The sequence below is a fragment of the Pseudonocardia sp. ZF1 genome (assembly GCF_056835605.1).
Genome location: NZ_JAJNBY010000001.1, coordinates 2,731,182 through 2,743,007, shown reverse-complemented (window position 1 = coordinate 2,743,007; position 11,826 = coordinate 2,731,182). Strand labels below are relative to the sequence as shown.

The window sequence follows — 11,826 nt, the reverse complement described above, 5'->3', positions numbered from 1 at the left end:
CTCAGGGCGCCGTACCACCGGCCGCCAGCCGCCACACCCGGTCGCGGCTGAACGGCTGGTGGTACGGCCGCACCCCCAGCGCGCGGCGGATCGCGTTCGCGACCGCGGGCGCGACCGGGTTGTAGGGCGCCTCGCTCATCGACTTCGCGCCGTAGGTGCCGAGCGCGTCGTGGGTGCGTGCACAGCGCACCTCGGTGACCGGGACGTCGGCCATCTGCGGCACCCGGTAGGTGCGGAACGCCGGGTTGAGGACCTCCCCGGACTCACCCACGTACACCTCCTCGTAGAGCGCGCTGCCCAGCCCCATCGCGGCGCCGCCCTCGACCTGCCCACGCAGCTGCTCGGGGTTGAGCACGGTGCCGGCGTCGACGGCCTGCACCGAGCGCAGCACCCGGACCTCGCCGGTCGCGGTGTCCACCGCGACCCGCACGCCGTGGCAGTTCGCGGTGATCGCCCGCGCGGTGCCGGGCTCCTCCCCCGTCGCCGACAGCCCGTCCGGCGACGCGGCGGCGGCCAGCACGTCGTCGAACGACCACTCGCCGCCGGGGCCCGTGACACCGCCCGCGTGCAGCTCCCCGCCGCCGGTGACGGTGAGGATCCGCTCCCGCAGCGCGGTGGCCGCGGCGTGCAGTGCCTTGCCCGCGACGGTGGTGCCCGCGGAGGCGAACGCCCCGGTGTCGTAGCCGCAGGCGTCGGTGTCGCCGTGGTGGGCGTCGACGCGGTCCGGGGTCGTGCCGAGCACGGTGGCGACGACCTGACGGTGCGTGGTCGTGGTGCCGTTGCCGAACTCGACGGTGCCGGCGCCGAGCCGGTAGCGCCCGCCGGGCAGCAGGGTGACCGTGGTGGTGGCGGCGTGCCCGAACGGGGCCATCGTCGTCATCATGCCCAGGGCGACGCCCTCGCCGACCCGCCACGTCGGGCCGTCGGGGACCGGCTCGCCGGTGCCGTCGGCCAGGGCGTCCTGCACGAGGTCGAGGCACTGGTCCATGCCGTAGCTGGTCCAGTGCAGGTCGTGCTCGGGCTCGCCGTGGTGGGCGACGTGCAGCGGGTCCCCGGCCCGGACCATGTTGCGTCGCCGCAGCTCGAACGGGTCGACGTCCAGCGCGATCGCCAGCTCGTCCATCGCGGACTCGACGGCGAACATCACCTGGCCCAGGCCGTAGCCGCGGAACGCGCCGCTGGGCACGTTGTGGGTGTAGACGACCTCGGCGTCGAGGTGCTTGACGGGGCAGTGGTAGACGCTGACCGACTCGGCGACGGAGTGGAACAGCACCCCGCGGGAGTGGTTGCCGTAGGCGCCGGTGTCGGACAGGACGTCGAGCTTCATCGCGGTGAGCCGGCCGTCGTCGTCGGCGCCGAGGGTGACCGCGACCCGCATCGGGTGGCGCAGCGCGGTGCGGGTGAACTCCTCGGACCGGGTGAACTCGTGGACGACGGTGCGTCCGGTCCGCAGCACCGCGAACCCGACGAGGTCCTCGGCGAACATCTCCTGCTTGCCGCCGAACCCACCACCGACCCGCGCGGTGTGCACCCGGACCCGGTCCGGGTCGAGTCCGAGGACGCGGGCGAGCTCGCCGCGGGTGAGGAACGGTGATCATCACGGGTGAGGGGATCGGTGCCGGACGTGGCACCGATCCCCTCACCCGTCGCGATCATCTCGAGCCTCAGACCCCTGCGGCGTCCTGCCGGGCCAGCTCGGTCACCAGCGCGTCGGCCACGGACCGCAGCTTCGGCACGGCGGAGTCGAGGAGCGCGTCGGTCATCCGGATCGTCGGGCCGGAGATGGACACCGCGGCGGGCAGCGGCCCGTCGAGCGCGACGGCGACGCACCGCACCCCCAGCTCCTGCTCGCCCTCGTCGACGGCGTACCCGGCGGCACGGACCTTGTCGAGCTCGGTGAAGTACTCCTCGGGCGAGGTGATCGTGTTGTCGGTGTGCCGCACGAAGTCGGTGTGCCGCAGCACCTCCCGCGCCCGCTCGACCGGCATCCGGGACAGCAGCGCCTTCCCGACGGCGGTGCAGTGCGGCGACACCCGTCGCCCGACCTCGGTGAACATCCGCATCGAGTGACGGCCGGGCTCCTGGGCGACGTAGACGACCTGGTTCCCCTCCAGCAGCGCCAGGTTGGCGCTCTCCCCCAGGTCGTCGACCAGGCCGGCGAGCCGCGGGCGCGCCCACATGCCCACCAGGCGTCCGGCGGTGTCGCCGAGGCGCACCAGGCGGGGGCCGAGGGCGTACTCGCGCGAGGACTGCTGGCGGACGTAGCCGCGCCCGGCCAGCGTCCGGACGAGCCGGTGGATGGTCGGCAACGGGAGCCCGGAGGTGGCCGCGAGGTGGGACAGGCTGACCGTGCCACCCGCGTCGGCCATCGCCTCCAGCAGGTCCACGGCCCGTTCCACGGACTGCACGGTCCCCGAGCGGGCCGGTGCCGCCGCGGCGACGTCCGCGGCGGCACCGACGCGACTGTCGGGATCGTTCTTCCGCATGACGGAAGTCTAGCCCTGCTCGGGCGGTGCGGCCGGGACCTCGGTGCCGTCCGGGGCGCCGGGTGCACCCGTCATCCGCTCCACCGAGCCGCGGCGCAGCAGCCTGCCGTGCGGCTCACCGGACACGTCGACGTCGCGGCCGCCCAGGACGGTGCGCCGGACCACGCCGGACAGCGACCGGCCGGCGTAGGCGCTCACCTTGTTCTTGTGGTGCAGCCGGTCCGGGTCGACGACGAAGGCGGCGTCGGGGGCGAAGACGGCGAGGTCGGCGTCGTAGCCGAGCGCGATCCGGCCCTTGGAGCGCAGCCCGACCAGGTCGGCGGGCTTCGACGCCATCCACTGGACCACCTGCGCGAGCCCGATGCCGCGCCGGCGGGCCTCGCTCCACACCAGCGACAGCCCCAGCTGCAGCGACGACACCCCGCCCCAGGCGAGCCCGAAGTCCCCGGAGTCGAGCAGCTTCAGCTCCGCGGTGCTGGGCGAGTGGTCGGACACGATGCAGTCGATCGTCCCGTCGAGCAGCCCCTCCCACAGCAGCTCCCGGTTCGACGCCTCGCGGATCGGCGGGCAGCACTTGTGCGTGGTGGCGCCGTCGGGGATCTCCTCGGCGAACAGCGTGAGGTAGTGCGGGCAGGTCTCGGCGGTGATCCGGACGCCGTCGCGGCGCGCGGTCGCGATCATCGGGAGCGCGTCGGAGGAGGACACGTGCAGCACGTGCGCGCGTGCCCCGGTCCAGCGGGCCCGCTCGATGACCTCGGCGATCGCCAGGTTCTCCGCGCCGCGCGGACGCGAGCGCAGGAAGGTGTCGTACTTCGCGCCGTGCGGGGTGGGGGCCTTCTCGATGGCCCGGGAGTCCTCGGCGTGCACGATCATGACGGCGTCGAAGGTGGCCAGCTCGGCCATGTCGCGTTCCATCTCGTCGGCGTCGAGCGGCGGGAACTCGTCGACGCCGGAGTGCAGCAGGAAGCACTTGAACCCGAAGACGCCCTCGTCGTGCAGGCCGCGCAGGTCACCGAGGTTGCCGGGCACGGCGCCGCCCCAGAACCCGACGTCGACGAACGCCTGGTGCTCGGCGACCTTGCGCTTCACCTCCAGCGCCGCGACGTCCACGGTCGGCGGGATCGAGTTCAGCGGCATGTCGACGATCGTGGTGACCCCGCCCGCCGCGGCGGCCCGGGTGGCCGAGGCGAAGCCCTCCCACTCGGTGCGGCCGGGCTCGTTGACGTGCACGTGGGTGTCGACGAGACCGGGCAGCAGCACCTCGTCGTCGGCGAGGTCGATCACCCGGGCCCCGTCGAGGCCGTTGCCGAGCGGCTCGATGGCGACGATCCGCCCGCCGGTCACGCCGATCTCGCGGGGCTGCTCGCCCGCCGTGGTCATGATCCGCTTCCCGCGGACCACCAGGTCGTAGCTGGTCATGACATCTCCAGGGAAATCCGGTGATCTTCTTGGTTCGTGGTGCCGCGTAGGTGCGGCTCGTCGAGGTGGTCAGGCCGAGCCGGACCAGCGACTCGGCGACGGTGACCGCGGCCTGCACCCCGTCGACGACGGGGACGCCGGTCTCCGCGCGCACCGTCGCCTCCAGCCCGGCCATGCCGCCGCAGCCGAGGCAGATGACCTCGGCGTGGTCCTGCTCGACCGCGACCCGGGCCTGCTCGACGATCGCGGCGACCGCGCGGTCCGGGTCCTGCTCGAGCTCCAGCACCGCGAGCCCGGAGGCGCGCACCGAGGCGCAGCGCCGGTCCAGCCCGGCGAGCAGCAGCCGGTCGGAGATGAGCGGCACGGTGCGGCCCAGGGTGGTCACCACCGAGTAGCGGTGGCCGAGGTACATCGCGGTGGTCGCGGCGGCCTCGGTGATGTCGACGACGGGCACGTCGAGCATCTCCTGCAGGCCCTCGCGGCCGTGCTCGCCGTAGCCGGCCTGGATCACCGCGTCGAACCGCTCGCCGGAGGCGGCGTAACGCGCGACGGCGTCGGCGACCCCGACCGCGGCCAGGTAGCTCTCCAGGTTGCCCTCGACCGACTCGGCGCCGAACCGCGGCGTCAGCCCGACGATCCCGGTGCCGGGCGCGGCGACCGAGCGGGCCGACGCGGCGATCGCCTCGGTGACCGACACCGTGGTGTTGACGTTGACGACGACGATCCTCATCAGTGGCCCCCGGCCGGTGCGACGGCCAGCGGCTCCCCGGAGACCGCGCGGTAGGTCCGTCCGCGCGGGGCGACGAGCACGGTCAGCAGCGCCGCGACCCCGGCGCCGAGAAACCAGCTGAACGGCGCGACCGGTTCCAGCGCGGGGACGAACCCGACGGCGACGGCGACCACCGCGGACGGCACGAACACCGCGACCGCGCGCCGGTTGACCCCGCCGCGGTAGTGGTAGGCGCCGGTGCTCGCCTCGGTGTAGAGCGCGGGGACGTCGATGCGGCCGCGCCGCACCAGCCAGTAGTCGGCCATCACGATCCCGAACAGCGGGCCGAGCAGCGCGCCGAGCACACCCAGGAAGTAGGTGATCACCACCGGGGAGTCGTACAGGTTCCAGGGCAGGATGATCAGCCCGATCAGCGCGCTCACCACCCCGGCCCGGCGGAAGTCGAGCACCCGCGGGAACAGGTTCGACAGGGCGTAGCAGGGGGCCACGAAGTTCGCCATCAGGTTGACCGCGATCGTCAGGATCAGCAGCGCCGCGGAGGCGACCAGCAGCAGCGGGGTGTTGGGGATGGTGTTGACGACGTCGGCCGGGCTGGAGATCACCTGGCCGCCGATCCGCAGCTGGCCGCCCGCCAGCACCACGACCACGACACCGAAGAACAGGGTGTTCGGCAGGATCCCCCAGAAGCTGCCACGCCGGACCGCTCCGGTGGACACCGCGCCGCGGGTGAAGTCGCAGAAGTTGAGGACGAAGGTGCCGTAGATCGCCGTCCACAGCGACGCCCCGGCGAGAATCTGCACCCACATCGCCCCGCCGGTCAGCGGCTCGGGCACCGACAGCGCGATGTCGCCACCGGTCTGCCACAGCACCCAGCCCGCGAGCACCGCGAGGGTCACCAGCACGATCGGGCCGGCGACGGCCTCGTAGCGGCGGATGCCGTCCATGCCGCGCAGCAGGATCGCCACCTGCACGACCCACAGGACGACGAAGCAGATCCAGCCCAGCACCGACAGCCCCAGGAACGACACCTGCTCCAGCGCACCGGCCGACGGCGCCACGGCCAGGACCATCACGACGAGCACCCGGGTGGCGAGGTAGGTCTGGATGCCGAACCAGGCGATCGCGACCGCGCCCCGCACCAGGGCCGGGAGCTGGGCACCGCGCACGCCGAAGGCGATCCGGCTCATCACCGGGAACGGCAGGCCCGTCCGGTAGCCCATGTACCCGGCGACGGTGAGCAGCACGAACAGCACCAGCGCACCGATGCCGAGCGAGACCAGGATCTGCCAGGCGCCGAGGCCGAGCGCGAACAGGCCGAGGGCGAAGCCGTAGTTGCCCAGGCTGTGCACGTCGACGGCCCACAGGGTGAAGATGTTGTAGGCCTTCCACGACCGTCCCTCGACGGTGGTCGGCGCGAGGTCGCGGTTGTAGAGCCGGGGGCTCGGTGCGGCGGCGCCGTCCTGCGTGACGGGCACGGCGGCCACCCGCTCACCGGTCGGCGCTGCTGCGGATAGGTCGCTCGTTCCGGGTCCCGTCATCGGGGCCACCTCGGATCCCACGTCGTGGCGCGACCAACGTAACGCGCCGATTTCCGCGATGTGAAACGAATCTCTTACGTAGCGGAATCACGCTATGGCGCCGGTCACGCAAGCGTCAAGGGGTCGCCGCCGACGACGATGCTTGACAGCCCCCTGACGCCGTGGTCCGATTCACACCGCACAACGGAATCACTCTTCCGCATTGCGGAATGATCGGAGGCTCCGGTGACTGCCCTCTTCTGTTCCGGTGACGCGATGCGCGGCGGCCGGCTCCACCACAACGTGTCCGCCCACCCGTTCCTGGGCGGGGTCCGGACCGCTCCGCACTACCGCATGTACTCGGTACGCGACCAGTTCCCGGCCCTGCTGGAGGACCCCTCCGGCGGCGTGCCGCTGGCCGGGGAGATCTACGACGTCCCGCTCTCGGCGATCCGCACCGACTTCCTGCCCGACGAGCCGCCGGAGCTCGAGCTCACCGTCATCGAGCTCGACGACGGCCGCGACGTCCTCGCCGTCGGGCTGCGGCCCGGTGTGCTGGAGCGCCAGCGCGACGAGCTCACCGACATCACCACCCACGGCGGCTGGCGGGCCTACCGGGGACTGCCCGAGCCCACCTGAGGACCGAGGAGGCCCTGAAGTGCGCTACACCGTCAACTGCTCCATCGTGTTCCCCGACCTGCCGCTGCTCGACCGGCCCGCGGCCGCCGCGGCGGCCGGCTTCGACGCCGTCGAGTTCTGGTGGCCGTTCACCGACTCCGTGCCCGGCGACCACGAGGTCGACGCCTTCGTCACCGCCGTCGCCGACGCCGGCGTCACCCTCACCGGGCTCAACTTCACCGCGGGCGACATGCCCGCGGGCGAGCGCGGCATCCTGTCCGACCCGGCCCGCGCGAGCGAGTTCGCCGACAACGTCGCCGTCGCCCTCGGCATCGGCGAGCGGCTCGGCACGCTCGGCTTCAACGCCCTGTACGGCAACCGGCGCGACGACCTGGACCCGCGCGTCCAGGACGAGACCGCCGTCCGCAGCCTCGCACTGGCCGCCGACGCCGCCGCCCGCATCGGCGCGGTCGCGCTGCTCGAACCGGTCAGCGGCGTCGACGCCTACCCCCTGAAGACCGCCGACGACGCCGTCGCCGTGCTCGACCGGGTCGGGTCGCCGCATCTGCGGCTGCTGCTCGACGTCTACCACCTCGCCGTGAACGGCGACGACCCCGCGGCCGCGATCGACCGCCACGCCGACCGGATCGGCCACGTCCAGATCGCCGACGCCCCCGGCCGCGGTGAACCCGGCACCGGGGACCTGCCGATCGCCGACCTGCTCGCCCGGGTCGTCGCCGTCGGCTACGACGGCCCGGTCAGCCTCGAGTACAAGCCCGTCACCGCCGACCCGTTCGGCTGGCTGACCAGGGAAGGAGCCTCCGCATGAGCGCCATCGCCTTCGTCGGCCTCGGGATCATGGGCGGCCCGATGGCCCGCCACCTCGTGAAGGCCGGGCACGACGTCGTCGGCCACAACCGGAGCCCGGAGAAGGCCGAGGCCCTCGCCGCCGACGGCGGCCGGGCCGCCGCGACGGTCGCCGAGGCGGTGACCGGCGCCGACGTGGTCGCGCTGATGCTGCCCGACTCCCCCGACGTCGTCGACGTCTGCACCCGCGACGGCGGCGTGTTCGACACCGCGGAGCCCGGCACCCTGGTGGTGGACTTCTCCACGATCCGCCCCGACGTCGCCCGTGACCTCGCCGCCCGCGCGGCCGAGCGCGGCCTGCGGATGCTCGACGCCCCGGTCTCCGGCGGCCAGGCGGGCGCCGAGAACGCCGCCCTGTCGATCATGGTCGGCGGGGAGGAGGCCGACGTGGCCGCCGCCCGCCCGCTGCTCGACGTCGTCGGGAGCACCGTCGTGCACGTCGGCCCGTCCGGGGCCGGGCAGACCGTCAAGGCCGCGAACCAGCTGATCGTCGCCGGGAACATCGCCCTGCTCGCCGAGGCGATCGAGTTCCTGCGTGCGCACGGCGCCGACCTCGACGCCGCCGTCCGTGTGCTCGGCGGCGGGCTCGCCGGCTCGAAGGTCCTCGACCAGAAGGCCCCGAGGATGCTGGCCGGGGACTACGCCCCCGGCTTCCGGATCGACCTGCACCACAAGGACATGGGCATCGTCGCCGACTCCGCCCGCGAGGCCGGGGTGGTCGCCCCGGTGGCCGCGCTCGTCGCCCAGCTCGTCGCCGCCACCCGGGCCGCCGGAGACGGCGGCCTCGACCACTCCGCCCTGCACCGCACCGTCCGCCGCCTGAACGGGGAGTCGTCATGACCCGGATGACCGCGGCCGAGGCCGCCGTCCGCATCCTGGAGGCCGAGGGTGCCACGCAGGCGTTCGGCGTGCCGGGTGCGGCGATCAACCCCTTCTACGCCGCGATGCGCGCCCGCGGCACGATCGGCCACGTCCTGGCCCGCCACGTCGAGGGCGCCTCGCACATGGCCGAGGGCTTCACCCGCGCGCGCCCGGGGAACATCGGCGTTTGCATCGGCACCTCCGGCCCGGCGGGCACCGACATGGTGACCGGGCTGTACTCGGCGTCGGCGGACTCGATCCCGATCCTGGCCATCACCGGGCAGGCTCCGGTCGCGCGGCTGCACAAGGAGGACTTCCAGGCCGTCGACATCGCGGCCATCGCGGCACCGGTCACCAAGATGGCGATGACCGTGCGCGAGGCCGCGCAGGTGCCGGGCGCGTTCGCCCAGGCGTTCCACCTCATGCGGTCCGGCCGGCCCGGTCCCGTGCTGATCGACCTGCCGATCGACGTGCAGCAGACCGTCATCGACTTCGACCCCGACACCTACGCCCCGCTGCCGGTGCACCGCCCCGCGATGACCGGCCCGCAGGCGTCGCGGGTGCTGGACCTGCTCGCCGAGGGCGAACGGCCGCTGATCGTCGCGGGCGGCGGCATCGTCAACGCCGACGCCTCCGCCGAGCTCGTCGAGCTGGCCGAGATCCTCGGCGTCCCGGTCGTGCCGACCCTGATGGGCTGGGGCTCGATCCCCGACGACCACCCGCTCGCCGCGGGGATGGTCGGGCTGCAGACCGCGCACCGCTACGGCAACGCCACCTTCCTGGCCTCCGACGTCGTCGTCGGGATCGGGAACCGCTGGGCCAACCGGCACACCGGTGGGCTGGACACCTACCGGCGCGGGCGCCGGTTCGTGCACGTCGACATCGAGCCCACCCAGATCGGGCGGGTGTTCGCCCCCGACTACGGCGTGGTCTCCGACGCCGGGGCCGCGCTGCGCGTCCTGCTGGCCGAGGCCCGCCGCCGCCGCGACGCCGGGACGCTGCCGGACCGCAGCGCGTGGGCGGAGTCGTGCCGCGAGCGGAAGGCGACGCTGCTGCGGCGCACCGACTTCGGCTGCGTCCCCATCAAGCCGCAGCGGGTGTACCAGGAGATGAACCGGGTCTTCGGCCCGGAGACCCGCTACGTGACGACGATCGGGCTGTCCCAGATCGCGGCCGGCCAGTTCCTGCACGTCTACCGGCCCCGGCACTGGGTCAACTGCGGCCAGGCCGGACCGCTCGGCTGGACCATCCCGGCCGCGCTGGGCGCCGTCGTCGCCGACCCGTCGACCCCGGTCGTCGCGCTCTCGGGCGACTACGACTTCCAGTTCATGCTGGAGGAGCTCGCGGTCGGCGCCCAGTTCGGACTGCCCTATGTGCACGTCGTGGTCAACAACTCCTACCTGGGCCTGATCCGGCAGGCGCAGCGCGCGTTCGACATGGACTTCCAGGTCTCCCTGGCCTTCGACAACATGCACGCCGACGAGGAGCTGACCGGGCTGCCCAAGGGCTACGGCGTCGACCACGTCCGCGTCGCGGAGGGGCTGGGCTGCGTGGGGCTGCGGGTCACCGAGCCCGACGAGATCGCCACGACCCTGCGCCGGGCGTCGCAGCTGGCCTCGGAGCACAAGGTGCCCGTCGTGGTCGAGGTGGTGCTGGAGCGGGTCACGAACATCGCGATGGGCACCGAGATCGACGCCGTCACCGAGTTCGAGGACCTCGCCGAGACCCCCGCCGACGCCCCCACCGCGCTGGCCCACCGCCGGTGAGCGCGATCCTGCTGGCCCCGGACAAGTTCAAGGGCTCGCTGGACGCCGCCGCCGTCGCCGACGCGCTCGCGGCCGGGATCGCCGACGTCGACCCGCGCCGTCCGGTGCGCCGCTGCCCGGTCGCCGACGGCGGCGAGGGCACCGTCGCCGCGGCTCTCGCCGCCGGGTGGGAGCCGGTCACGACCGCCACGACCGGCCCCACCGGGGCTCCGCTGACGGCCGTCTGGGCCCGCGACGGCGTGTCCGCGCTGGTGGAGCTGGCCTCGACGGCCGGGCTCGCGGTCCTGCCCGGCGGGGAGCGCGCCCCGGGCGGTGCGGGCACCGAGGGGCTCGGCACCGTGCTCGCCGCGGTGCTCGACGCCGGGTGCACCGACGTCGTCGTCGGGCTCGGGGGCAGTGCCACCACCGACGGCGGCGCCGGGCTGCTGCGCGGGCTCGGCGCCCGCGTGCTCGACGCCGGCGGCGCCGAGATCGGGCGGGGCGGCGCGGCGCTGGCCCTGGCCGACCGGCTCGACCTGGCCGGGCTGCACCCGCGGCTGCGGGACCCGGCCGTGCGGGTCCGGCTCGCCGCCGACGTCGACAACCCGCTGCTCGGCCCGCACGGCGCCGCGGCCGTCTACGGTCCGCAGAAGGGCGCCGACGCCGCCGGGGTCGCCGCGCTCGACGACGCGCTGGCCCGCTGGGTGCGGGTGCTCGCCGCCGCCACCGGCACCGATGCCGACGCGCTCGCCGCGGCGCGCGGCGCCGGTGCCGCGGGCGGGGCGGGGCTCGCGCTGACCGCCGTCTGCGGGGCGCGCGTCGCACCCGGCGTCGGTACCGTCCTGGAGCTGACCGGCTTCGACGACGAGCTGGCCGGTGCCGGCCTCGTCGTGACCGGGGAGGGCAGACTGGACGCCCAGACCCTGCGCGGCAAGGCCCCGGCCGGGGTCGCCGCCGCCGCCCGCGCGGCCGGGACCCCGATCGTCGCCGTCGCCGGGCAGGTGACCCTCGGCCCGGCCGCACTGCGGGCCGCGGGTTTCGTCGCGACCTACGCCCTGACCGACACCGCCCTCGACCACCGCGACGCGGTCGACCGCGCCGCCGAGCTGCTGCGTCTGCTGGGCGCCCGGATCGCCACCGACCACCCGTCCCCCACCCGCCCGATGATCAGGAGCAGACCGTGACCGACCCCTCGCTCATCGACCTCGCCTCCCGCGCGCTCGGCGGCTCGGTCGTCGCCGCGAACGACGAGTTCTTCGCCCAGCGCGAGAACCTCATCACCGCCGCCCCGCCCCGCTTCGACCCCGACGAGTTCGGTCTGAAGGGCAAGGTCTACGACGGCTGGGAGACCCGGCGCCGCCGCGAGCCCGGCCACGACTGGGCGCTGGTCCGCCTGGGTGCGCCGGGCGTGGTGGACCACGTCGTCGTCGACACCTCCTGGTTCAAGGGCAACTACCCGCCGGAGATCGCCGTCGAGGCGACCGCCGTCGACGGCCACCCCTCCCCCGACGAGCTGGAGAAGGCGCCCTGGCACGAGATCGTGCCGCGCTCGGCCCTGCGCCGGGCACACCGCGAACGTCTAC

General features: G+C 74.1%; 8 protein-coding genes and 3 pseudogenes. 6 read left to right on the top strand and 5 right to left on the bottom strand.

Going from position 1 to position 11,826, the window contains the following annotated elements:
• Position 1 precedes the first annotated feature (1 nt).
• The 5 genes and pseudogenes from ZF1_RS13395 to ZF1_RS13375 form a co-directional block, all read right to left on the bottom strand.
• Positions 2-1,579 (bottom strand): annotated as a pseudogene (locus ZF1_RS13395) (xanthine dehydrogenase family protein molybdopterin-binding subunit); the annotation flags it as partial.
• An 85-nt stretch (positions 1,580-1,664) separates the two neighbouring features.
• Positions 1,665-2,486, bottom strand: a complete 822-nt coding sequence (locus ZF1_RS13390; RefSeq protein WP_482637405.1) for an IclR family transcriptional regulator — start codon at positions 2,484-2,486, stop codon at positions 1,665-1,667.
• Positions 2,487-2,495: 9 nt separating this feature from the next.
• A complete protein-coding gene (gene allB / locus ZF1_RS13385) occupies positions 2,496-3,905 on the bottom strand; it encodes an allantoinase AllB (RefSeq protein WP_251782810.1) in 1,410 nt (469 codons plus the stop codon).
• Positions 3,906-3,915: 10 nt separating this feature from the next.
• Positions 3,916-4,635, bottom strand: a pseudogene (locus tag ZF1_RS13380) (aspartate/glutamate racemase family protein); the annotation flags it as partial.
• A complete protein-coding gene (locus ZF1_RS13375) occupies positions 4,635-6,110 on the bottom strand; it encodes an NCS1 family nucleobase:cation symporter-1 (RefSeq protein ID WP_482637404.1) in 1,476 nt (491 codons plus the stop codon). The pseudogene ZF1_RS13380 and the gene ZF1_RS13375, both read right to left, overlap by 1 nt.
• Positions 6,111-6,398: 288 nt before the next feature.
• On the opposite strand from ZF1_RS13375, the gene ZF1_RS13370 reads away from it, so the two are divergent.
• The 6 genes and pseudogenes from ZF1_RS13370 to ZF1_RS13345 form a co-directional block, all read left to right on the top strand.
• The gene (locus tag ZF1_RS13370; protein ID WP_405417308.1) at positions 6,399-6,791 is read left to right on the top strand and encodes an allophanate hydrolase-related protein; all 393 of its coding nucleotides are present in this window, start codon (positions 6,399-6,401) and stop codon (positions 6,789-6,791) included.
• A 19-nt stretch (positions 6,792-6,810) separates the two neighbouring features.
• Positions 6,811-7,599 (top strand): hydroxypyruvate isomerase family protein, encoded by a 789-nt coding sequence (locus ZF1_RS13365; RefSeq protein WP_482637403.1) that lies wholly within the window; start codon positions 6,811-6,813, stop codon positions 7,597-7,599.
• The gene (locus ZF1_RS13360) at positions 7,596-8,477 is read left to right on the top strand and encodes an NAD(P)-dependent oxidoreductase (protein WP_482637402.1); all 882 of its coding nucleotides are present in this window, start codon (positions 7,596-7,598) and stop codon (positions 8,475-8,477) included. Before ZF1_RS13365 ends, ZF1_RS13360 begins: the two co-directional genes overlap by 4 nt.
• On the top strand, positions 8,474-10,264 hold the full coding sequence (gene gcl / locus ZF1_RS13355) for a glyoxylate carboligase (RefSeq protein WP_405417313.1): 1,791 nt from the start codon (positions 8,474-8,476) through the stop codon (positions 10,262-10,264). The genes ZF1_RS13360 and gcl overlap by 4 nt, the downstream gene beginning before the upstream one ends.
• Positions 10,261-11,427, top strand: coding sequence for a glycerate kinase (locus ZF1_RS13350; protein ID WP_482637401.1), 1,167 nt, complete (start codon positions 10,261-10,263; stop codon positions 11,425-11,427). The genes gcl and ZF1_RS13350 overlap by 4 nt, the downstream gene beginning before the upstream one ends.
• Positions 11,424-11,759 (top strand): annotated as a pseudogene (locus ZF1_RS13345) (allantoicase); the annotation flags it as partial. The gene ZF1_RS13350 and the pseudogene ZF1_RS13345, both read left to right, overlap by 4 nt.
• Positions 11,760-11,826 lie beyond the last annotated feature (67 nt).

Coding starts and splice junctions, on each gene's coding strand:
- ZF1_RS13360 (WP_482637402.1), top strand. CDS start 7,596: ATGAGCGCCATCGCCTTCGTCGGCCTCGGGATCATGGGCGGCCCGATG.
- ZF1_RS13390 (WP_482637405.1), bottom strand. CDS start 2,486: ATGCGGAAGAACGATCCCGACAGTCGCGTCGGTGCCGCCGCGGACGTC.
- allB (WP_251782810.1), bottom strand. CDS start 3,905: ATGACCAGCTACGACCTGGTGGTCCGCGGGAAGCGGATCATGACCACG.
- gcl (WP_405417313.1), top strand. CDS start 8,474: ATGACCCGGATGACCGCGGCCGAGGCCGCCGTCCGCATCCTGGAGGCC.